Origin of the sequence: Streptomyces cyaneofuscatus (assembly GCF_042718795.1) — a bacterium.
Taxonomy (GTDB): Bacteria; Actinomycetota; Actinomycetes; order Streptomycetales; family Streptomycetaceae; genus Streptomyces; species Streptomyces cyaneofuscatus_A.
Map to the genome: position 1 here is coordinate 31,403 of NZ_JBHXOX010000039.1, position 21,127 is coordinate 52,529.

At 71.9% G+C, this 21,127-nt stretch carries 20 protein-coding genes; 11 read left to right on the forward strand and 9 right to left on the reverse strand.

The features are described 5' to 3' along the window. Together ACFWRT_RS33635 and ACFWRT_RS33640 are read right to left on the reverse strand one after the other, a co-directional pair. Positions 1-990 (reverse strand): aldo/keto reductase, encoded by a 990-nt coding sequence (locus ACFWRT_RS33635; RefSeq protein ID WP_380954230.1) that lies wholly within the window; start codon positions 988-990, stop codon positions 1-3. Between the two features lie 84 nt (positions 991-1,074). Next, a complete protein-coding gene (locus ACFWRT_RS33640; RefSeq protein ID WP_380954228.1) occupies positions 1,075-1,563 on the reverse strand; it encodes a MarR family winged helix-turn-helix transcriptional regulator in 489 nt (162 codons plus the stop codon). Positions 1,564-1,720: 157 nt separating this feature from the next. Between ACFWRT_RS33640 and ACFWRT_RS33645 the strand changes: the two genes are divergently transcribed. Further along, positions 1,721-2,797, forward strand: a complete 1,077-nt coding sequence (locus ACFWRT_RS33645; protein WP_380954227.1) for an EamA family transporter — start codon at positions 1,721-1,723, stop codon at positions 2,795-2,797. A 76-nt stretch (positions 2,798-2,873) separates the two neighbouring features. Continuing rightward, a complete protein-coding gene (locus ACFWRT_RS33650; RefSeq protein ID WP_380954226.1) occupies positions 2,874-3,089 on the forward strand; it encodes a hypothetical protein in 216 nt (71 codons plus the stop codon). A 70-nt stretch (positions 3,090-3,159) separates the two neighbouring features. On the opposite strand, the gene ACFWRT_RS33655 is transcribed toward ACFWRT_RS33650, so the two are convergent. Both ACFWRT_RS33655 and ACFWRT_RS33660 read right to left on the reverse strand, forming a co-directional pair. Then, positions 3,160-4,494 (reverse strand): MFS transporter, encoded by a 1,335-nt coding sequence (locus ACFWRT_RS33655; protein WP_365091575.1) that lies wholly within the window; start codon positions 4,492-4,494, stop codon positions 3,160-3,162. Positions 4,495-4,633: 139 nt separating this feature from the next. Further along, positions 4,634-5,074: a MarR family winged helix-turn-helix transcriptional regulator gene (locus ACFWRT_RS33660; protein WP_030566996.1), complete on the reverse strand. Its 441-nt coding sequence runs from the start codon at positions 5,072-5,074 to the stop codon at positions 4,634-4,636. Positions 5,075-5,208: 134 nt separating this feature from the next. On the opposite strand from ACFWRT_RS33660, the gene ACFWRT_RS33665 reads away from it, so the two are divergent. Next, complete coding sequence (locus ACFWRT_RS33665; protein WP_380954225.1) at positions 5,209-5,403, forward strand: ribbon-helix-helix protein, CopG family; 195 nt, start codon at positions 5,209-5,211, stop codon at positions 5,401-5,403. 76 nt (positions 5,404-5,479) lie between these two features. Here ACFWRT_RS33665 and ACFWRT_RS33670 read toward each other — a convergent pair whose 3' ends face one another. Further along, a complete protein-coding gene (locus ACFWRT_RS33670) occupies positions 5,480-6,934 on the reverse strand; it encodes an NCS2 family permease (protein WP_380954224.1) in 1,455 nt (484 codons plus the stop codon). A gap of 230 nt (positions 6,935-7,164) precedes the next feature. Here ACFWRT_RS33670 and ACFWRT_RS33675 point away from each other — a divergent pair, with 230 nt between their 5' ends. Continuing rightward, positions 7,165-7,479 carry a DUF2530 domain-containing protein gene (locus ACFWRT_RS33675; protein WP_380954223.1) on the forward strand — a complete coding sequence of 105 codons (315 nt, stop codon included), beginning with the start codon at positions 7,165-7,167 and terminating at the stop codon, positions 7,477-7,479. A 209-nt stretch (positions 7,480-7,688) separates the two neighbouring features. Further along, positions 7,689-10,160, forward strand: a complete 2,472-nt coding sequence (locus tag ACFWRT_RS33680) for an HAD-IC family P-type ATPase (protein ID WP_380954221.1) — start codon at positions 7,689-7,691, stop codon at positions 10,158-10,160. A 67-nt stretch (positions 10,161-10,227) separates the two neighbouring features. Here ACFWRT_RS33680 and ACFWRT_RS33685 read toward each other — a convergent pair whose 3' ends face one another. From ACFWRT_RS33685 to ACFWRT_RS33695, 3 genes are all read right to left on the reverse strand, one after another. Then, positions 10,228-10,977, reverse strand: coding sequence for a calcium-binding protein (locus ACFWRT_RS33685; protein WP_380954219.1), 750 nt, complete (start codon positions 10,975-10,977; stop codon positions 10,228-10,230). 152 nt (positions 10,978-11,129) lie between these two features. Then, a complete protein-coding gene (locus tag ACFWRT_RS33690; protein ID WP_380954282.1) occupies positions 11,130-14,327 on the reverse strand; it encodes a sacsin N-terminal ATP-binding-like domain-containing protein in 3,198 nt (1,065 codons plus the stop codon). Positions 14,328-14,783: 456 nt separating this feature from the next. Continuing rightward, the gene (locus ACFWRT_RS33695) at positions 14,784-15,710 is read right to left on the reverse strand and encodes a DUF3027 domain-containing protein (RefSeq protein WP_380954217.1); all 927 of its coding nucleotides are present in this window, start codon (positions 15,708-15,710) and stop codon (positions 14,784-14,786) included. Between the two features lie 439 nt (positions 15,711-16,149). On the opposite strand from ACFWRT_RS33695, the gene ACFWRT_RS33700 reads away from it, so the two are divergent. Genes ACFWRT_RS33700 through ACFWRT_RS33720 form a run of 5 tightly spaced genes read left to right on the forward strand, consistent with a single transcriptional unit; the run spans position 16,150 to position 20,156 of the window. Further along, positions 16,150-17,595 (forward strand): MFS transporter, encoded by a 1,446-nt coding sequence (locus ACFWRT_RS33700; RefSeq protein ID WP_380954216.1) that lies wholly within the window; start codon positions 16,150-16,152, stop codon positions 17,593-17,595. A gap of 27 nt (positions 17,596-17,622) precedes the next feature. Further along, the gene (locus ACFWRT_RS33705) at positions 17,623-18,102 is read left to right on the forward strand and encodes a DUF2771 domain-containing protein (protein ID WP_380954214.1); all 480 of its coding nucleotides are present in this window, start codon (positions 17,623-17,625) and stop codon (positions 18,100-18,102) included. A 45-nt stretch (positions 18,103-18,147) separates the two neighbouring features. Beyond that, positions 18,148-18,867 carry a futalosine hydrolase gene (locus ACFWRT_RS33710; RefSeq protein WP_380954212.1) on the forward strand — a complete coding sequence of 240 codons (720 nt, stop codon included), beginning with the start codon at positions 18,148-18,150 and terminating at the stop codon, positions 18,865-18,867. Then, positions 18,864-19,760, forward strand: a complete 897-nt coding sequence (locus ACFWRT_RS33715; protein ID WP_380954210.1) for a 1,4-dihydroxy-6-naphthoate synthase — start codon at positions 18,864-18,866, stop codon at positions 19,758-19,760. The genes ACFWRT_RS33710 and ACFWRT_RS33715 overlap by 4 nt, the downstream gene beginning before the upstream one ends. 9 nt (positions 19,761-19,769) lie before the next feature. Beyond that, a complete protein-coding gene (locus ACFWRT_RS33720; protein ID WP_380954208.1) occupies positions 19,770-20,156 on the forward strand; it encodes a hypothetical protein in 387 nt (128 codons plus the stop codon). Positions 20,157-20,309: 153 nt separating this feature from the next. Here the strand turns inward: ACFWRT_RS33720 and ACFWRT_RS33725 are convergent, their stop codons facing one another. Further along, positions 20,310-20,693, reverse strand: coding sequence for a cold-shock protein (locus tag ACFWRT_RS33725; RefSeq protein ID WP_006126557.1), 384 nt, complete (start codon positions 20,691-20,693; stop codon positions 20,310-20,312). Positions 20,694-20,872: 179 nt separating this feature from the next. Here ACFWRT_RS33725 and ACFWRT_RS33730 point away from each other — a divergent pair, with 179 nt between their 5' ends. Beyond that, entirely contained in the window at positions 20,873-21,112 is a 240-nt protein-coding gene (locus ACFWRT_RS33730) for a hypothetical protein (RefSeq protein WP_380954206.1), read from the forward strand. Positions 21,113-21,127: the final 15 nt, after the last annotated feature.

Below are 21,127 nucleotides of genomic sequence, written 5' to 3' on the forward strand. Positions count from 1 at the left end.
TCACCAGGCGAAGGCCTCCGGCGAGGGGCCCGGGCCGGGGAAGATCTCGTCCAGGCCGGTGAGTACGGCCTCCGGGAGCTCCAGCTCCAGCGCACGCAGGGCGCTGTCCAACTGCTCGGCGGTGCGCGGGCCCACGATCGGGCCCGTGACGCCGGGGCGGGTCAGCAGCCAGGCCAGGGCCGCCTCGCCGGGCTCCAGGCCGTGCTTCTCCAGCAGGTCCTCGTACGCCTGGACCTGGGCGCGGACCGTGCTGTTGGCCAGGGCGTCGGCCGAGCGGCCCGAGGCGCGGCGGCCGTCCTTGGCCTCCTTCTTGATGACACCGCCCAGCAGGCCGCCGTGCAGCGGGGACCAGGGGATGACGCCGAGGCCGTACTCCTGCGCGGCCGGGATGACCTCCATCTCGGCGCGGCGCTCGGCGAGGTTGTAGATGCACTGCTCGCTGACCAGGCCGAGCGAACCGCGCCGGGCCGCCTGCTCGTTGGCCTGGGCGATCTTGTAGCCGGGGAAGTTCGAGGAGCCCGCGTAGAGGATCTTGCCCTGCTGGACGAGGACGTCGATCGCCTGCCAGATCTCCTCGAACGGGGTGTCCCGGTCGACGTGGTGGAACTGGTAGACGTCGATGTGGTCCGTCTGGAGCCGCTTGAGCGAGGCGTCGACCGCCCGGCGGATGTTGACGGCGGAGAGCTTGTCGTGGTTGGGCCAGGCGTCGCCGTCGGGCGCCATGTTCCCGTACATCTTGGTGGCGAGGACCACCTTGTCGCGTCGGCCGCCGCCCTGGGCGAACCAGGTGCCGAGGATCTCCTCGGTGCGCCCCTTGTTCTCACCCCAGCCGTAGACATTGGCGGTGTCGAAGAAGTTCAGGCCCGCGGCGAGCGCGGCGTCCATGATCGCGTGGCTGTCCGACTCGTTGGTCTGCGGTCCGAAGTTCATCGTCCCGAGCACGAGTCGGCTGACCTTGAGTCCGGTGCGTCCGAGCTGTGTGTACTTCATGACGCCCCAGCCAACTCCTTCGAGTCCACTCCAGGCAAGCACGCGTCGACCGAGTGGCCGAGGCCCGGGCCGCCGGCCGTGCCGTCAGCAGCCGCCCTCCAGTGTGATCACCAGCGTGCGCAGCAGCCGGTTCAGCTCCTCGCAGTCCGCCGCGTCCAGCTCGGCGAGCATCCTGCGCTCGTTGCGCACATGGCCCTCCACGGTGCCGTCGACGAGCGTCCGGCCGGCCTCGGTGAGCGTGACGTGCAGGCTGCGCCGGTCGCCGGGCACGGCTTCCCGGGCCACCAGGCCGCGGGCGGCCAGCCGGTCGATCCGGTTGGTCAGCGCGGCGGAGCTGACCATGACGTTCGCGGCGAGCTCCTTGGGGGTGAGCGGGCGGTCGCTGCGGCGGAGCGTGGCGAGGACGTCGAACTCCCAGCGCTCCATGTCGTGTTCGGCGAAGTAGCGGCTGACCTCCTTGTCCACGAGCCGGGTCAGCCGCAGGAGCCTGCCCACCGCACCCATGGCCTCCAGATCCAGATCGGACCGCAGGGCGGCCCACTGGTCCAGGAAGTCGTCGACCGAGTCGCGCATGTGCGCCCCACCTTGTTCATCGCCCGGCCTCACCCGCACCGGATACTTCCACGTCGAACTGTTTGACGTAAGCCTACTCCCTGCCCTACTTTTCCGTTCCACGGGAGATAGTTCGACGTCGAATGATTCTCCATCCAGCGCCCCAGGAGCCCCCGCCGTGACCGACCACCGCCTGGTCAGGATCTCCCTCCTCACCGCCCTCGCCCCCGCCGTCTGGGGCTCCACCTACCTGGTCACCACCGAGTTCCTGCCGCCCGACCGGCCCCTGCTCGCCTCCACCCTGCGCGCCCTGCCCGCCGGGCTGATCCTGCTCCTGCTGACCCGTGTCCTGCCCCGGGGCATCTGGTGGGTGCGGGCGACCGTGCTCGGCGTCCTCAACATCGGCGCCTTCTTCTACTTCCTCTTCCTCGCCGCCTACCACCTGCCGGGCGGGGTGGCGGCCCTCGTGATGACCGTGCAGCCGATGATCGTGCTGCTCCTCGGGGCCGTCCTGCTCGGCGCCCGCATCCGCCTCCCGCACATCGGCGCCTGCGCTCTCGCCGCCGCGGGGGTCGCGCTGCTGGTCCTCCAGCCGCAGGCCGGCCTGGACGGCGTCGGCGTGCTGGCGGGGCTCCTGGGGGCCGCAAGCATGGCGTCGGGCATCGTGCTGACCAAGCGCTGGGGACGCCCCGAAGGGGTATCGCTGCTGGCCTTCACCGGCTGGCAGCTCACCGTCGGCGGCCTGGTCCTGCTCCCGGTCACCCTGCTCGGCGAACCGCTCCCGGAACGCCTGACCTGGACCAACGTCGGCGGCTTCGCCTACCTGGGCATCATCGGGGCGCTGCTCGCCTACGTCGTGTGGTTCAACGGCATAGCGCGGCTGCCGGCCCTCGCCGCCTCGTTCCTGTCGTTCGCCTCGCCCCTGTGCGCCACGGTCCTGGGCTACTTCTTCATGGGGCAGACCCTGGGGCCGCTCCAGCTCCTGGGCGCGGCGGGGGTCGTCGGGGCGGTGATGCTGGCCCAGCGTGGCGAGGGGGCACCGCCGCGCACCACACCGGACACGCCCACCGCACCGGGCACGCCGCCCGCCTCAGCCGCCGAAGGCGGCCGCCACGGCGACGACGAGGAACATGAGCACGAGCACGGCCGCCATGATGCGGTTTCTGGTCTGGGGATCCACCCTTCGAGCCTAACCGCACCTCCTACCGCCCCCGCGCCCAGGCCCGTACCACCTCCCGGGCCCGGGGCGGCGTAACCAGGTCCGGGCGTGTCCGAACGACCCGGCCTATCGTTGTCCTACGCGGCTGCCCGCACGCCCGTGCGGCAGCGGGATGGAGCGGCACGATGACCGTCGCAGACCCCGACAGGCCGCCGGGGTCCCTCTCCTCCTCATCGTCGACCCGTACGTGGGCCGCTGCCTCCTCCACTCGGAGCCGAAGGACGGCGGCTACCACAAGAAGCTCGTCGTCGACTTCGGCCTCGACGTCGATCTCACCGATACCTCCATGGACCTGGTCCTGAAGACCGACGCCTTCCCCCGCGACTGACCCGGACACGCGAGAGGCGCCCTCCCCCGGAGCGGACCGGGGGAGGGCGCCTCTCGCGTGCCTCTGCCTTCTACGCAGCCGTCGCCAACTGCTCGCGCGGTACGAAGCGGACGTGCGGCCGGCCCGGGCGGAGGTCGACCTTCAGGCGCAGGCCGCCGACGCGGGCGAGGGCGAAGCCGACGGCCAGGGCGGCGATGACCGAGATCGCGCCGCCGGACGCGAAGCCGATACGCGCGCCGTACGTGTCACTGATCCAGCCGACGATCGGGGCGCCCACCGGCGTACCCCCGGCGAAGACCATCATGTACAGGCTCATCACCCGGCCCCGCATCTCGGGGTCGGCGGCCATCTGGACGCTCGTGTTCGCGGTGATGTTCGTCGTCAGGCCGAGCATCCCGATCGGGACCAACAGGATCGAGAAGAGCCAGACGTTCGGGGAGAGCGAGGCGGCGATCTCCAGCAGCCCGAACGCCGTGCCCGCCGCCACCAGCATCCGCAGCCGCGTGGAGCGGCGGCGGGCCGAGAGCAGCGCGCCGGCCAGCGAACCGGCGGCCATCAGGATGTTGAAGAAGGAGTACATGCCCGCGCCGCCGTCGAAGATCTCGTCGGCGTAGGCGGTCAGCCAGATCGGGAAGTTGAAGCCGAACGTGCCGACGAAGCCGACCAGGACGATCGGCCAGATCAGCTCGGGGCGGCCACGGACGTACGTGAGCCCTTCGCGCAACTGGCCCTTGGCGCGGCGGACCCGTACCGAGGCGTGCAGCTCGCTGGTCCGCATCATCAGCAGGCCGATGAGCGGGGCCAGGAAGGAGAGGCCGTTGAGCAGGAACGCCCAGCCGCTGCCGACGGTGGTGATCAGGACACCCGCGACGGCGGGGCCGATGAGCCGGGCGGACTGGAAGTTCGCCGAGTTCAGGCTGACCGCGTTGCGGAGCTGCGCGGGGCCGACCATCTCGGAGACGAACGACTGGCGGGCCGGGTTGTCGACGACGGTCACCATGCCGAGGAGGAAGGCGACCAGATAGACGTGCCAGACCTCGACGACGCCGGAGAGGGTCAGGACGGCCAGCGCGATACCGCACAGGCCGAGCATGGCCTGGCTGACGAGCAGGATCTGCCGCTTCGGGAGGCGGTCGGCGATGACGCCGCCGTACAGGCCGAAGAGCAGCATGGGGAGGAACTGGAGGGCCGTGGTGATACCTACGGCGGTCGCGGAACCCGTCAGGCTCAGGACGAGCCAGTCCTGCGTGATGCGGGACATCCAGGTACCGGTGTTGGAGATCACGGCGCCCGTGGCGAACAGGCGGTAGTTACGGATCTTCAGCGACGAGAAGGTCCCGCCGGTCGTGCTCTCGTGGGTGGAAGTCGGTGCGGGGGCGGAGTCTGCTCCGGATCCCGTACTCAAAAGGGTTCATCTCCTCAGGCGTCTGCGGCGTGCGGTCCGACGAGGACGTGACGACGGGCGCTCCGACGGTGATCGTCTTCCCCGTACCGGCTTTCTCATCCGGTACGGGGACGGCGTCACCGCCGTCGCGCCCGCGGGGTCACAGGTGGGCGAGCTTCTCCAGCACGGGCGCGGCGGCCCGCAGCGTCTCCCACTCGTCCTCGTCCAGGCCCTCGGCGAGCTGGGCCAGCCAGGCGTTCCGCTTGGTGCGGCTCTCCGCGAGCATGGCCTCGGCCTGCTCGGTCTGGCTGACCATCTTCTGCCGACGGTCATCGGGGTGCGGTTCGAGCCTGACGAGTCCCTTCGCTTCCAGCAGCGCGACGATGCGGGTCATCGACGGAGGCTGCACGTGCTCCTTGCGGGCCAGCTCACCGGGGGTGGCCGAACCGCAGCGGGCAAGGGTGCCGAGCACCGACATCTCGGTCGGGCTCAGCGATTCGTCGACGCGCTGGTGCTTCAGGCGCCGGCCCAGCAGCATCACGGCTGAGCGGAGGGAGCTCACGGCGGCGGCACTGTCGCCGTCGTGGATCAGGTCAGGCATGTTTGTTAGCGTAACTCATTACCCAAACTAAATACCACCCAATGATACACGCGCGAGAAACCGATCACCCGAACGAGTGAGACCGAAGCGGAAAGTGACGCGAAAAGCGCCCCCGGGCGGCGACCCTGCTCGGTATGGGATCGACAGTGCTCAGCCTGCGGATAGACGGTGAGCTGCTCGACCGGCTCCGAGACCATGCCGCCAAACGCGGAATGAGCGTCCAGGACTATGTGGTCCGGACGCTCATTCGCGACGACTTCGACGAACGCTTCAAGGCGGCCGTCGACGAGACGGAGAAGTTCTACGGGGAGGAGCAGACGATCACATGAGGCAGACGGTCACGTGAGGCCGCCGGTCACGTGAGGCAGACGGTCACATGAGGCAGACGGTCACATGAGCCGCCGGTCACGTGAGGCCGAGCGCCGGCATCGCGTAGTAGAAGACGAAGACCGCCGACACCACGTACATCGCGATCGGGACCTCACGGCCCCGGCCCGCCGCCAGCCGCAGCACGGAGAAGGCGACGAAGCCGATGCCGATGCCGTTGGTGATCGAGTACGTGAACGGCATCATCACCATCGCCAGGAACGCCGGGACCGCGAGCGTGTAGTCGCTCCAGTCGATGTCCCGTACGGACCCCGCGATGATCAGGAAGCCGACCGCCAGCAGGGCGGGCGTGGCCGCCTGCGACGGGACCATGGTCGCCAGCGGTGTGAGGAACAGCGCCACCGAGAAGAGCAGACCGGTCACGACGCTCGCCAGTCCGGTGCGGGCGCCCTCTCCGACGCCCGCGGTGGACTCCACGAAGCAGGTGGTGGCGGAGGAGGAGCTCGCACCGCCGGCCGCGACCGCGATGCCGTCCACGAACAGCACCTTGTTGATGCCGGGGAAGTTGCCGTTCTCGTCCATCAGCTTCGCCTCGTCGCCGACGCCCAGGATGGTGCCCATCGCGTCGAAGAAGCAGGACAGCAGCACGGTGAAGACGAAGAGGATGCCGGTCAGCAGACCGACCTTCCCGAAGCCGCCGAAGAGGCTGACCTCACCCAGCAGCCCGAAGTCCGGCGCGGAGACCGGGTTGCCCGGCCACGACGGCGTCGTCAGGCCCCAGGCACCCTCGGGCAGGCCGGCCACCGCGTCGATGACCAGGGCGACCACCGTCATGGCGATGATCGAGATCAGGATCGCGCCGGGCACCTTGCGCACGATCAGCGCCAGCGTGAGCAGCGCGCCGAGGACGAAGACCAGGATCGGCCAGCCGGTGAGGTGGCCGTCGCCGCCGAGCTGGAGCGGCACGGTGGTCATGGCCGCGTCCGGGATGCGCGAGACGAAGCCGGAGTCGACCAGGCCGATCAGCAGGATGAAGAGGCCGATGCCGATCGCGATGCCCTTGCGGAGCGAGCGCGGTACGGCGTTCATCACGCGTTCCCGCAGCCCGGTCGCGACCAGCAGCATGACCACGATGCCCGCGAGGACGACCATGCCCATCGCGTCCGGCCAGCTCATCCGGGGGGCGAGCTGGAGGGCGACGACGGTGTTGACGCCCAGACCGGCCGCGAGCGCGATCGGCACGTTGCCGATGACGCCCATCAGGAGCGTGGAGAAGGCGGCGGAGAGCACGGTGGCGGTGACCAGTTGACCGTTGTCGAGCTGGTTGCCGTACATGTCCTTCGCGCTGCCCAGGATGATCGGGTTGAGCACGATGATGTACGCCATCGCGAAGAACGTGGCGAACCCGCCGCGCAGTTCGCGCCCGACGGTCGACCCCCGCTCGGAGATCTTGAAGAACCGGTCCACGCCGCCCGTGGGCTGTGGAGCCGAGGGCTGCGGGGGGTCGACCGGAGCGGTGGCCGAGGGGGGCATGGGTGACCTCAGTCGTACGTAGGGAGGTGGAGGAAGAGGGCGAAAGGTGATCGAAATTGGATGTTCAGACGAACAAATCGAGCCAGCCCAAAGCAGATTCAGTATGAATACATAAGGCGAAGATCGCTATCTCCGCGCGTAGACCCGCGTGGCTCCTGGGCCGTCCAGCCCCCGGCCCGCCCCCAGCCCACCCCCGGCCCGTCGATCCGCGAGCCCCATACACTGAACTCATGGAGAAGTGGACACCGAAGCACGAGGCGCCCGAGCCCCTGGAGGGCCCCGTCGTCTCCACCGTCGTCGGCGGCACGATCCTCTGGTTCGTCCTCTTCCTCGCCCAGCTCCCCTTCTACGGCTGGTTCGCCGACCGCGGGCACACCTGGTGGGTGTGGACGCCGCTGGCCGGAGCGGGACTCGGGCTGATCGGCATCTGGTACGTCCGCGGGCGCGACGCCGCCCTCAAGCGGCACGCGGCCCAGGCGGCGGCCAAGGACGCCGCCGGGGCCGAGGCGGCGGACAGCACCTTCGGCGCCGACCGCCGATCCTGAAGACCGCCGATCCTGAAGACCGCCGAGCCTGACCGGAGAGCCGCCTCGGGCCTGACCGGGGAGCCGCCTCGAACCTGACCTGAGAGCTACCTCCTCCGTACGGCGCCTCGCCGCCCCCGTACGACCACGGGACCGACTTGCTCCTCCCCTGGTCGGATCTTCGGCCCCCCGGCGGGTGATCCGCACCTCACGCCCGTACCGTCTAACCCATGACGCAGCGGGCACTCGATTCCTCCGGGGAGCAGACCCCCGGCCCCTCCCGGCCGGGCATGATCGACGCGGGGGCGGAGCTCGACCCCGTGCACCCGGTCGAGCTACCGCCATCCGGCCACCGCGCCACCGGCCTCACCACGGCCGAGGTCGCCGAGCGGGTGGCGCGGGGCGAGGTCAACGACGTACCCGTACGCTCATCGCGCTCGCTCGCCGAGATCGTCCGCGCCAACGTCTTCACCCGGTTCAACCTGATCATCGGCGTGCTCTGGGTGATCATGCTGTTCGTCGCGCCGATCCAGGACAGCCTCTTCGGCTTCGTGATCGTCGCCAACACCGGCATCGGCATCATCCAGGAGTGGCGGGCCAAGAAGACCCTGGACAGCCTCGCGGTGATCGGCGAGGCGAAGCCGACCGTGCGCCGCGACGGGAAGGCCGCCGAGATCTCCACCCACGAGATCGTCCTCGGGGACGTGGTGGAGCTGGGCCCCGGCGACAAGGTGGTCGTGGACGGCACGGTCGCCGAGGCCGACAGCCTGGAGGTCGACGAGTCGCTGCTGACCGGTGAGGCCGACCCGGTCCTCAAGCGGCCCGGCGACCCGGTGATGTCCGGCAGCTTCGTCGTCGCGGGCGGCGGGGCGTTCACCGCGACCAAGGTGGGGCGCGAGGCGTACGCCGCCCAGCTCGCCGAGGAGGCGTCGCGCTTCACGCTCGTCCACTCGGAGCTGCGCAGCGGCATCAGCACGATCCTGAAGTACGTCACCTGGATGATGGTCCCGACGGCGATCGGGCTGATCATCAGCCAGCTCGTCGTGAAGGACAACAACTTCAAGGACTCCGTCGCCCGGACCGTCGGCGGCATCGTCCCCATGATCCCCGAGGGCCTGGTGCTCCTCACCTCCGTCGCCTTCGCCATCGGCGTCGTACGCCTGGGCCGCAAGCAGTGCCTGGTGCAGGAGCTGCCCGCCATCGAGGGGCTCGCCCGGGTCGACGTGGTCTGCCTGGACAAGACCGGCACCCTCACCGAGGGCGGTATGGACATCACGGAGGTCCGGCCGCTGAACGGGAGCGACGAGGCGTACGTCCACCAGGTGCTGCGCTCCCTCGGCTCCTCCGACCCCCGCCCCAACGCCAGCCTCCAGGCCATCATCGACGCTTACCCGGCAAGCCAGGAAGCCGCCTGGACCGTCACCGACGCGATGCCGTTCTCCTCCGCCCGCAAGTACAGCGGCGCCGCGTTCACCGAGACCGACGGCACCTCCTCCGCCTGGCTGCTCGGCGCCCCCGACGTCCTGCTCCCCGACGGTGACCCGACCCTCACCGAGATCGACCACCTCAACGAGCAGGGGCTGCGCGTGCTGCTGCTGGCCCGGGTGCCGAGCGGCGACCTGGACGCACCGGACGCGGCCGAGGGCGACGTGCCGACCGCCCTCGTCGTCCTGGAGCAGCGGCTGCGGCCGGACGCGGCGGAGACCCTCAAGTACTTCGCCCAGCAGAACGTGGCCACCAAGGTCATCTCCGGCGACAACGCGGTCTCCGTCGGCGCGGTCGCCGGAAAGCTGGGCCTCGCGGGCGCCGAGAACACCCTCGACGCCCGCAAGATGCCCACCGACCCGGACGAGATGGCCACGGCCATGGAGCAGAACGCGGTCTTCGGCCGGGTCACCCCGCAGCAGAAGCGGGACATGGTCGCCGCCCTCCAGTCGCGCGGCCACACGGTCGCGATGACGGGCGACGGCGTCAACGACGTGCTGGCCCTCAAGGACTCCGACATCGGGGTCTCGATGGGCTCCGGCTCCGAGGCGACCCGGGCCGTGGCGCAGATCGTGCTGCTGAACAACAGCTTCGCGACGCTGCCGTCGGTCGTCGCCGAGGGCCGCCGGGTGATCGGCAACATCACCCGCGTCGCGACCCTCTTCCTCACCAAGACGGTCTACTCGGTGCTGCTGGCGATCCTGGTGGTCTGCACGCAGGTGGAGTACCCGTTCCTGCCGAGGCACCTGACGCTGCTGTCCACGCTGACCATCGGCGTCCCCGCGTTCTTCCTGGCCCTCGCGCCGAACAAGGAGCGCGCCCAGCCCCACTTCGTACGCCGGGTCATGCGGTACGCGATCCCCTCGGGCGTCATCGCGGCGACGGCCACCTTCACCACGTACCTGGTGGCCCGCCACCACTACGCCGGGCCGGGCGCCCTGGAGGCGGAGACGAGCGCGGCGACGCTGACGCTGTTCCTGACCTCGATGTGGGTCCTGGCGATCATCGCCCGCCCGTACACCTGGTGGCGGATCGCCCTGGTGGCGGCGATGGGGCTCGGCTTCCTCATCGTGCTCGTGGTGCCGTGGCTCCAGGACTTCTTCGCCCTGAAGCTGGTCGGGACGACGATGCCGTGGACGGCGGTCGGCATCGCGGTGGCGGCGGCCGCGCTGCTGGAGTTCAGCTGGCGGTTGGTGGGCCGGCGCTTCGGCACGTAGGGGCAGCACGGAGAAGCCCCCGGGAGGTCGATGACCTCCCGGGGGCTTCCTCGTGTCTGCTCGCGTACTACTTCACGTCGACGAAGTCACCGGTGGACGAGACGGCCGGGGTGCTCGCCGTACCGGCGAAGCTGTAGCGCCAGTAGCCGTCGGCCGAGGCCTTGACGGTGGTCTTCAGGGTGCCGGTGGAGCTGCCCTTGACGGTCTTGACCGTCGCCCAGCTCTTGGCGCCCTTCTTCAGGAACTGCAGCTTCACGGACTGGCTGCCGTAGCCGTGGTACTTGAACGTCTCCCAGTTGGCCCGCTCCAGCTTGCCGGTGACCGTGATGGTCTTGCCCTTCTTCACGGGCTCGGGGGCCGCGTTGACCGAGAGGCGGGAGGCGCGCTGGAGCTTGAAGGACTTGGCCTTCTCCGTCCAGACGAAGTCGCCGTCGTTGGCGTCCACCCACGCGTCGACGTACCAGTTACCGGCGACACCGTTGCTGTAGTAGAGGTCGACCTTCGGGTCGACGGTGAACTTCGCCGTGCAGGTGCTGCCCGAGCACTTGATGTCGCTCGTGTCCAGGATGCCGAACGAAGGGCCCTTGAGCACGATGTCGGCGCTCTCGATGCCCGAGTTGTCCTTGGCCTGGACGGTGACGGAGAACTTCTTCACGGCGGAGGTGCCGATGACGACGTTCTTGCCGCCGTTGACCGTCACCTTCGTGATGGCGATGTCGCCGTGGCGGCCGTCCGCCTGCGCGGAGGGGGCGGCCAGGACGGACAGGGCCAGGGCGCCGACGACGGTGGCCGTCGCGGCGGTGGTGCGTATGCGCATGTGTTCCCCGAGAAGTACGGGACCGGCCTGCGGCGCTCAACGAGCCCGACCGGTCTGTCAGTTGTTCACTCGACAGAACAGACCCGTACCTCACGTGAAGGGTTGTACACAATCATGAAGATTCCATGGAGCACGTTCCTTGTCGGCGGCCCTCAGTCGAACCAGCGGTCCCGCGCCAGCTCCTCCGTACGCGACGGATCCTCCAGCAGGGCCGCGACCTCGAAGCGGCGGGGCCACTGGCCCGCCGCCCAGGCCAGCCCGGCGGCGACGCCCTCCAGGGTGGACGCGTGGACGACCCCGTCCCGGGCGCGGCGCCAGTCCAGCTCGACGCCGCCCGCGCGGAGTTCGGGGTGCTCGATGTACGTCTCCGGGGTGGCGGGGCCGAGCAGGACGCGGACGGACTCCGGTACGCGGTGCTCCTCGCCCTCACTCGTCACGCCCGCCTCGACGCTCTCGCCGAGCCGCCGCACCTGGAGCAGCTCGGCCAGCTCGGCGGCCCGGGCCGGGGCCACGGGGAGCAGCGGCAGCCCCTCCGTCAGCGGCAGCACGTCCGGGGCGTCCGCGATCACGGCGTCCGCCGCGTCGACCACGGCCACCTCCCCGTCCACCACCGCCCGCAGCTCGTCCGGCAACGTCACCTGGTCCGGGTCGAGTTCGGCGAGCGCCGTGTAGAGCGCGTGCAGCTGTACGGGGGTGACGGGCCGGTCCTCGTCGGCGAGCCGGCCCAGCAGCTCGGCCGCGCCGCCCGGCTCGTCGAGGAGGGCGGCGACCGAGGTGCGCACCCCGAGGGCCCGCAGCACCTGGGCGTCGTCGAAGCCGGTGGCGTCCACCGCGTCGTACAGCCCGGCCAGGACCGGGTCCCCGCCGGCCGAGCGCAGCCCGGCGGGGCGGCGGCCGTCCAGGACGGGGTGGTCGCGCAGCCACCACGCGGTGTAGGGGCGCACGGACTGCGTCGTCCCGTCCGGCAGCAGCACCCGCACCGGCTGCGTCAGCGCGTCCCGCAGCGGCGGCTGCGCCAGCATCGCGAGCGCCTGCGGCCAGGCGTCGTCGTCCACCAGGTCCAGATCCCGTACGGCGACGATCTCGGTGGCGACCGGCGGCACCGGGGTCTCCGGCAACTGGTCGAGGAGGTCCTCGCACCACACGTCGACGGCGTCCAGCAGCCCGGCGTCGTCGGGTTCGGCGAAGTCGCTGTCGCGGGGCTCCAGTTCGTCCGGGTCGAGGACGACGTCGGTGGCCCGGACGAGGGCGAAGGTGGCGAGCACCCCGCAGGCGGTGAGCGGCGCCTCACCCCAGCGGCCGGCCAGCTCCTCGTCCACGAGAGCCAGCTCCCCCTCCCGCATGACCTGGGCGAACGGGCTGCCGGGGAGGACGAGTTCACCGGCGGGGGCGGGCTCACCCTCCTCGTCCGGGAGGGCCAGGGCGCCGAGCCAGGGCTCGTCGCCGGGGGAGAGTTCGGCGTCGCGTACGAGGGTGAGCACGGTCTCGGCCAGCTCGTCGGCGTCGAGCGCGTCCTCGTCCCAGATCTCCCCCGCGTCCAGCGATCCGGCGACCGCCGCCCGCACTTGAGGGGTCGTCAGCACGGCACGCGGGGTGGCGGGCAGGGCGCCGAGCTTCTCCAGGAGGGGGTGGGCGGCGTCCGGGTGGGCGACCTTGAGGCCGAGGCGGGCCAGGCGGGCGAGTACGGGGCCGGTGAGGGCGTCCGGGAGGGGCAACAGCACCTGGCGGGGGCCGATGGTGGTGCGCGGCGGGCGGCCCGCCTGCTCGTCCTCCGGGGCACCGGCGAGCGGGACGGGGAGGCCGGTGAGGCGGTCGGGGTCGATGCCGGCGAGGCTGTCGTAGAGCCGGTGCCACCAGGCGGGGGCGCGCTCCAGGCCGGCGAGGCGGTCGATCGCCTCGGTCAGGGGGACGCGGGCGACGCCGAGCGTGCGGAGCTCGGGGCGGCGCTCCAGGCCTGCGGGCAGGAGGCAGGGCAGCACCTCGGCGAGGACCCGTACGGTCTCGGCACCGACACCCTCGACGACCTCGGCCTCGACGGGTCGGAGGGCGGTGGTGGCCTCCTGCGTACGGTCCCGGTCCCAGTCCTCCCAAGGGTCCTCGGCCTCAGGGTCGCGGGGCGCCGCGGGCTCCAGGAACGCGACCCGGGGCAGCCGGGCCAGGATCGCGCCGCGCAGGGCCCCGTCGAGGCCGCCCTTGCCGAGCGGTCCGGGGACCAGGTCGATGGTGCCGGTCGACACGGGCTGCCAGGCGCCCAGCAGCTCCGCGTACGCGTCGGCCGCCCGCTCCACCAGGAAGTCCGTGAGCGGCCCGGGCGCGGGGTGCCTGCGGGCGGTGTCCAGAGGGAGGGAGGCGATGAGGAGGGCGGGGATGCCGAGGGGCTCGTCGGTGGGGGTCGGGGCGTGGACGACCGGGGACGTACGGGGCGCGAGCGGGGCGCCGGACTCGTCGACCGGGACCGCCCAGGTCACCGACCAGTGGGGGCGCAGCCGCTCCTCGACCGGGCGGTCGGCGAGGAGGGCCGGCTCGACCGGTCCGTGGTGGAAGACGGTGCGCCAGCGGTTGAGGCCCTGCGCGGAGTCGTCGATGTGCGTGTACGGGCCTTCGGCCGAGCGGCTCAGGGTCCGTGCCCCGTCCGGGGTCTCGATGACGACCTCGGCCAGGCCGGGCAGGGTGAGCAGCAGCGCGTCGTCCACGGCGGCCAGCAGGCGGGCGGCCAGGTCCTCGGCGGTGCCGTCGCGCAGCGGCAGCACGACGACGGTGTCGTACCCGTCGGGTGCGGAGCCCTCGGCGGGCAGCGGGAGACGCAGGAGGGGTACGTGGCCGTCGCGGCGGCGCAGCTCGTCGCCGAGGCCGGGAGAGCCGACGGCCGCGTTCCGGGCCATCTCGCGGGCCTCGGCCAGGGACCAGCGGACTCCTCCGTGGCGGCCGAGCACGGCGGGCTCGTCGCTGACCGCGAGGACGGCGGCGAACCCGACGCCGAACCGGCCCACGGCGGACTCGTGGCCCTCGCGCTTGGCGGAGGCGCGGAGGGTGGAGAGGGACTCGACGCCGGTGGCGTCCAGGGGGGCGCCGGTGTTGGCGGCGGCGAGGACGCAGCGTCCGTCGGGGTCACCGGGGGTGGCGGGGTGCAGGGTGAGGCGGAGCCGGCCGGGCACGTTCGCGCGGGCGGCGGCGTCGGCGGCGTTCTGGGCCAGCTCGACGACGAGGCGGTCGCGGTAGCCGCCGAGGGCGAGGTCCTCCTCGGCGTTGGCGTCCTCCCGGAACCGGGCGGGGCCGGCGCCCCAGGCGTCGAGCACGCCGCGCCGCAGCCGTGCCGTCCCGAACGGATCGGCCCCCTCGGTCGCATTCATGCTCACGCTGTCGACTCCGTCCGCCGTGGGTGGTGGCCTGGGCCCGTACCTGCCGCCCAGTGTGCGCCCGAAGGTACCGTGCGCGAGAACCCGCCCCACAATGCGTGCTTCCAGCCCGCCGGGCCGCACTCCCAGCCCGCCCGGCGCTTGAGGACGGAACCCTGCCAACCCCGGCCCGCCCGGCGTTCGAGGACGGCACCCCAGCCAAACCAGCCCGTCCGGCGTTTGAGGACGGAACCCTTGCCCGGTGGGCGGCACAGGAACAGGGCCCTGGGGCCCAGCACCCCCGCAGCGGCACCCGACACCCCATCGACGGTTCCGTCCTCAAACGCCGGACGGGCTAAAAGGGGGTCACCGCCCCACGAGCTGGAAGGGCTCACCCCCCGACGGGCGAAAAAACACCGCCCACGGGCTGGAAGGGGTCACCGCCCCACGGGCTGAAAGGGGCCACCGCCCCTACGAGTGGCCCAGGTCCTCCGACGCGCCGTCGGGCTCGGGTGGGACCGAGCCGCCGCCGCGCTCGGGGCGGAGCGCGTACTCGTCCACCCGCATCGTGTCCAGCGCATGATCCGCCGGCCGCACTGGCGCCGGCATCACCGCCGCCTCCGAGTGCCCCCCACACCCGTACGCCAGCGACACCACATGCCCGTCCGCCGGGCTGATCTCGTTCGCGCACACCCCGAACGCCTGCTTCAGCGACCCCGCCATCGGGATCAGGAACGCACAGCTCACGCACGTCGCCGGCGCCGCCTGCGCCATCGGCGTCTTCGGGCCGAACGCCTCGTCCCAGCGGTCGGCCGCCTCGTACAGCCCGTACCGCGACAGCACCCGCGCCCGCCGCGTACCCAGCTCGTCGGCGACCGCGGCGATGGAGCCGCGGCTGATCGCCACCGGCCGGTCCGTCAGCTCCGCGTCCTCCGCGTCGACGAGCTCGGCCAGCTCCTCGGAGACGACCGAGTTCGGCGGCGGCTCGTCCTCGCCCGTCCAGCCGGGCTCCAGGCGCGGGTCCTCCGCCTCCGTCGGCAGCAGGTCGCCGGGGCCCAGGTCTCCCGGGCGGAGCCGCTCGCTCCACGGCACCCACTCCGGCGCCAGGAGCGCGTCGGCCCCCGGCAGCAGCACCGTTTCGTCCAGGGTGACGTTCTTCGCGCGGGAGGCCCGCGCCACGGTCACGGCCCAGCGCCAGCCCCGGTAGCCGGGCTCCTTGGACTCGAAGTAGTGCGTGACGACGCGGTCCCCCTCGGAGACCACACCGGCATGCTCACCGACCACGCCGGGCGCGGCGGCTTCCTCCGCCGCCGCGCGCGCGAGGTCGACCGCCTCGGCGCACAGGCGGTCGGGAACGGGGGTACGGGCCGTACGGCTTCGCGTCGTCGCAGCACTCACAGGTCTTCGCTTCTCTCCATACGCCAGTCTCACGAGTGCGCCAGCTGCTGCACGATTGCCGTTTTCGGCCAGACAGTTGCGGGCGGAGCGGACCTGGGGACCGCGTCGACGTCCACACCCGTTGTGCCTGCCTCGGGCGCGCCTTCTGCCACCCATTCTGCGGGATCGCGGAGAGGCGCGCGGCCAAGAACAACCGCCGGTGGCGCGTTACGCACGCTACCCTCTCCGCCGCTCCGCGCCCACCTGCCCGTCCCAAACGTGCCGTATCCGTCTCTCCGATATCCGGCCACACCCACCCCGAAGGGCTTGCGCGCAGCCGTCCGGCAGTGCTGCCGCGCCAGTGGCCATCCACGGGCCGGCCACTGGTCCGACAGGGCGTCACGCGCGCGTCCGCAGCCGATCACCGTTCATACCGGCCGGGGTGGGGCACTATGACGAGGTGACAGCCGCCAGGTCGCACGACGGTCCCGGCCCGCTCCGCAGGGCGGGACGGGCGACAGGTCGTGCCCTGCGCACCCCGTTCACGGGTGCGGCGCGCGGTATCCGCAAGGCGACGCACGCCCACGGAGCCGGGGAATCCGGCCTCGGCAAACTCATCGAGCTGCACGCGGTGAACGGCGCCGGTGACGTCATGATCACCGTCGCCCTCGCCTCCACGGTCTTCTTCTCCGTCCCGACCGACGAGGCGCGCGGGCGCGTCGCGCTCTACCTCGCCATCACCATGGCCCCCTTCACCCTGCTCGCCCCGGTGATCGGCCCGCTGCTGGACCGGCTGCCGCACGGCCGCCGGGCCGCGATGGCGGGCGCGATGCTGGCCCGCGCCCTGCTGGCGATCACCATGTCGGGGGCGGTGGCCACCGGCGGGCTTGAGTTGTACCCGGCGGCGCTGGGGGTGCTGGTCTCCTCGAAGGCGTACGGGGTGGTGCGCAGCGCGGTCGTGCCCCGGCTGCTGCCACCGAAGTTCTCCCTGGTCAAAGCCAACTCACGGGTCACCCTGGCGGGGCTGCTGGCCACGGGGGTGGCGGCCCCGATCGGGGCCGGCCTCCAGACCATCGGCTCCGCGTGGCCGCTCTACGGCGCCTGCGCGATCTTCATCGTGGGCACCTTCCTGGCCTTCACGATGCCGCCCAAGGTCGACTCCGCGAAGGGCGAGCGCCGGGCCCGCCTGATCGACCCGGAGGACCACCCGCACCTCCCGCACCGCCCGGAGCCCGTACGGCGTCCCGCCGACCGGAAACAGCAGCGCACCAGGAAGAACAACGGGGAGAAACCGGCCAAGGAGCGGCCGCCCGGGCTGCGGTCCGTCGGCGGGTCGGTGCTCCACGGCCTCCAGGCCAACGCCGCCCACCGGGCCCTCTCCGGCTTCCTGATCTTCTTCCTGGCGTTCCTGCTGCGCGAGCACCCGATGGCCGGCCAGAGCGCGGCGGTCTCGCTCGCCATCGTCGGCGTGTCGGCGGGGGTCGGCAACGCCTGCGGTACGGCGGTGGGCGCGTGGCTCCGGGCGCGCGGGCCCGAGGTGATCATCGCGACGGTGCTGGGGCTCGCCCTGGGCACGGCGGTCCTCGCAGCGGTCTTCTTCTCCACCGCGGCGGTCGCCGCGCTCGGCGCGGTCGCCGGGTTCACCCAGGCCCTCTCCAAGCTGTCGCTGGACGCGATGATTCAGCGGGACGTCCCCGAGGAGGTCCGCACCTCCGCCTTCGCCCGGTCCGAGACCCTGCTCCAGATGGCGTGGGTGGTCGGCGGCGGTATCGGGATCGCGCTGCCGCTCAACGCGGTGCTCGGCATGTCGGTCGCGGCGGGCATCCTCGCCCTCGGCGCGGCCACGTCCGTACGGGGTCTCCTGGGCGCCGCACGGCGCGGCACGCCGCACCCCCGCGTGGCGTGAGCGGAGGCGACCGATAGCCTTCGGCCCATGACCGTTGCGTTCTTCTCCGGTAAGGGCCGTCGAATCGGCGTCGCTCTTGGTGCCGTGTCCGCGGGACTCCTTGTCCTGTCCGCCTGCGACAAGCCGACGCCGCTCGCCACCGTGACGGTCGGCACGACCTCGGTGAACTCCGAGGCGGCCTGCTACAACGACGGTGAGGCGATCAAGGAGTCGCTGATCCAGGGCTGCCTCAACAAGAAGCCCGAGAAGACCCTTGAGGTCGCGATGGACGACAAGGTCCGCTTCGGCGTCGACCCGGAGATCGCCGAGAAGGGCTGGACGCTCTTCATCAACGGCCAGCAGGCCGAGCAGGAGCCGTTCAAGAAGACCTACCGGACGATCCCCGGCAGCGCCTTCTTCGCCAGCCAGACGGGCGAGCCCGCCACCAAGACGAACGTCTCCATCGTCGAGACGAGCGGCAAGAAGCTCACCGGCATCTGGCAGTTCGAGCTCAAGAAGACGTCCTGACCGCCGTCCCCGTCCCTTCTGATCCGAGGCCCTGAGGCTCTCCCTGTGCGTGTGCTCGTCGTGACCGCTGTCCCGGTGGAACGGGACGCGGTCACGCGTGCGTTCGGGGGTACGCCGGAGGTTCTCACCGTGCCGGGGGCCGAGCTGCACCGCAGCGGGGCGTTCGACGTCCTGGCGGGCGGCGCGGGCCCGGCGGCCGCCGCTGCGGCGGCGGCTTTCGCCCTGGCATCCGCACCGGAGTCGTACGCACCGGAGTCGTCCGCCCTGGAGCCGTACGGACTCGTCATCTCCGCCGGGATCGGCGGCGGGTTCGCCCCCGCCGCCCCCCTCGGCTCGCTCGTCGTGGCGAGCGACATCGTCGCGGCCGACCTGGGCGCCGAGACCGCGGACGGCTTCCTGCCCGTCACCGCGCTCGGCTTCGGCCGCGACCGCTTCACTCCGCCGCCCGCGCTCGTACGGGAGGTGGCGGCAGCCACCGGCGCGTCCTCCGGCCCCGTCCTCACCGTCTCCACCGTCACCGGCACCGCCGACCGCACCGCCGCCCTGCTCGCCGCGCACCCGGGTGCGCTGGCCGAGGCGATGGAGGGGTTCGGGGTCGCGGAGGCGGCCGAGCGAGCCGGGGTGCCCGTCCTGGAGCTGCGGGCCGTCTCGAACACCGTCGGCCCCCGCGACCGGGCCGCCTGGCGCATCGGCGACGCACTGGCCGCGCTCACGGAGGCGTTCGGGAAGAGCGCACCCGTACTGGAAGGTTGGAACCAGGCATGACCACTGACGCACACGCCGGCCCGGCCTCGGCCTCGTCCGGGACCCCGATCGAGATCGCCTTCTCCCCCTGCCCCAACGACACGTTCGTCTTCGACGCCTGGGCCCACGGCCGCGTCCCCGGCGCGCCCGCCCCGGCCGTGACCTTCGCGGACATCGACATCACCAACGGCATGGCCGAGCGCGGCGAGCTGGACGTCCTGAAGGTGTCGTACGCGGTCCTGCCCTGGGTCCTGGACGAGTACGCGCTCCTGCCGTGCGGCGGGGCGCTGGGCCGGGGCTGCGGCCCGCTCGTCCTCACCAAGGAGCTGGGCCTGGACCTGACGGGCCGGACGGTCGCGGTGCCGAGCGAGCGCTCGACGGCGTACCTGCTGTTCCGGCTCTGGGCGGCGGAGATGGTCCCCGGCGGGGTCGGCGAGGTCGTCGTCATGCCGTTCGACGAGATCATGCCGGCGGTGCGGGACGGCAAAGTGGACGCCGGTCTCGTCATCCACGAGGCCCGCTTCACGTACCGGAACTTCGGGCTCCACAACCTGGCCGACATGGGACGCCACTGGGAGGACACCACCGGCCTCCCGATCCCCCTCGGCGCGATCATCGCCAAGCGCTCCCTCGGCGAGGAGACCCTGCGCCGCCTGGCCGACACCATCCGCAGCTCGGTCCGGCTGGCCTGGGACCACCCGGAGGTCTCCCGGCCGTACGTCCAGGAGCACGCCCAGGAGATGGACCCGGCCGTCGCCGACCAGCACATCGGCCTGTACGTGAACGAGTTCACCGCCGACCTCGGCGAGGACGGCTACGCGGCCGTCCGCGGCCTGCTCACCCGCGCCGCGGCCGAGGGACTCGTGCCGCCCCTCGCCCCGGACGCGCTGGCCTTCCCCGGCGACCGGGGCTGAGGCGGCCCGGTGCACACCACCGCCTCCCCGTTCACCCTGACGGTCTGGAGAGAGGGCCGCACCCACGAGCGGCGGGAGGGCTACCGGGGTACGTCGCCGGAGTTCGGCGAGATCGTGCTCACCGCCCCGCTGCCGAGGAAGCACACCCCCGACAGCCTGGTCTCCGAGGTGCGCGGCCCGTCGATACCCACCGCGACGTTCGAGACCCGCGGCATCCACACCGAGGCCGCGGACCTGCCGACGCTCAACGGCTCGGTGCTCCGGGTCGGCGACGCCCTGGTCCACCTGCGCCGCAACCGGTTCGGGCTCACGCACCGGGCCCCGTTGACGCGCGGGGGCGCGGTGCGGTCCGCCCTCGCGAGGTCGGCGCGGCTCTTCACGGAGAGCCAGGCCTGAAGCCGTACGGCCGCGCAGCCGTACGGCTGTCGGTGCGAGGCCGTACGCCTGTCGGTGCCAAGCCGTACGCCTGTCGGTGCCAAGCCGTACGCCTGTCGATGCGAGGCCGTACGGCGGTCCGTGCGCAGCCGTACGGCCGGCCGCCGGAAGCGGCTACACGTCGAGCTGGTCCGCGACCGCGCGCAGCAGGCCCGCGATCTTGGCGCCCGCGGCCTTGTCCGGGTAGCGGCCGCGCTCCAACTGGGGCGTGATGTTCTCCAGGACCGTCGTCAGGTCCTGCACGATCGACGCCAGCTCGTCCGGCTTGCGGCGCTGGGCGGCCGCGACGGACGGGGTGGGGTCGAGGACCACCACGGACAGGGCCTGGTCACCGCGCTGGCCCGCGACCACGCCGAACTCCACACGCTGGCCGGGCTTGAGGGCGTCGACCCCGGCAGGGAGTACCGACGAGTGCACGAAGACGTCGCCGCCGTCGTCGCGGGAGAGAAAGCCGAAGCCCTTCTCGCTGTTGAACCACTTCACCTTGCCGGTGGGCACGTCTGTCCCCGTCCTCGTACGCGTCGATGTGCGGAAAGAGCCGTGCTCGACCTTGGGCACGGCTCCGGATAGCAGGAGAGCGGGTCACCGTGACCCGCCTGGTCCCAGGCTAATGGCCCTGCGTCCGGTGACAAGACGTCGCCGGAGTGTTCCTCCGGGCAGGGAACTACCCTGGTGGGGTGACCACTACTCCTTCAGGCGCCGGCGACCGGCTCGTATCGATCGGCGCGATCGTCTTCTTCGTCGGCGCACTGGCCACGCTGGTGACGGTCGCCCCGCTCTTCCTCGGCACGGAGCCGTTCCCTCCGATCGCGTACGGGGTCAGCATGTTCATGGGCCTCGGCTTCCTGATCGCCGGGGCGGGCGTCGTGCGCTCGGTCTGGCTCAGCTCGCCCCGGCGAGCCGCGAGCCGTAACTAGCCCTCGTGGATCTTT

Coding starts and splice junctions, on each gene's coding strand:
- ACFWRT_RS33635 (WP_380954230.1), bottom strand. CDS start 990: ATGAAGTACACACAGCTCGGACGCACCGGACTCAAGGTCAGCCGACTC.
- ACFWRT_RS33640 (WP_380954228.1), bottom strand. CDS start 1,563: ATGCGCGACTCGGTCGACGACTTCCTGGACCAGTGGGCCGCCCTGCGG.
- ACFWRT_RS33650 (WP_380954226.1), top strand. CDS start 2,874: ATGGAGCGGCACGATGACCGTCGCAGACCCCGACAGGCCGCCGGGGTC.
- ACFWRT_RS33660 (WP_030566996.1), bottom strand. CDS start 5,074: ATGCCTGACCTGATCCACGACGGCGACAGTGCCGCCGCCGTGAGCTCC.
- ACFWRT_RS33665 (WP_380954225.1), top strand. CDS start 5,209: ATGGGATCGACAGTGCTCAGCCTGCGGATAGACGGTGAGCTGCTCGAC.
- ACFWRT_RS33670 (WP_380954224.1), bottom strand. CDS start 6,934: ATGCCCCCCTCGGCCACCGCTCCGGTCGACCCCCCGCAGCCCTCGGCT.
- ACFWRT_RS33675 (WP_380954223.1), top strand. CDS start 7,165: ATGGAGAAGTGGACACCGAAGCACGAGGCGCCCGAGCCCCTGGAGGGC.
- ACFWRT_RS33680 (WP_380954221.1), top strand. CDS start 7,689: ATGACGCAGCGGGCACTCGATTCCTCCGGGGAGCAGACCCCCGGCCCC.
- ACFWRT_RS33685 (WP_380954219.1), bottom strand. CDS start 10,977: ATGCGCATACGCACCACCGCCGCGACGGCCACCGTCGTCGGCGCCCTG.
- ACFWRT_RS33690 (WP_380954282.1), bottom strand. CDS start 14,327: ATGAATGCGACCGAGGGGGCCGATCCGTTCGGGACGGCACGGCTGCGG.
- ACFWRT_RS33705 (WP_380954214.1), top strand. CDS start 17,623: ATGACCGTTGCGTTCTTCTCCGGTAAGGGCCGTCGAATCGGCGTCGCT.
- ACFWRT_RS33715 (WP_380954210.1), top strand. CDS start 18,864: ATGACCACTGACGCACACGCCGGCCCGGCCTCGGCCTCGTCCGGGACC.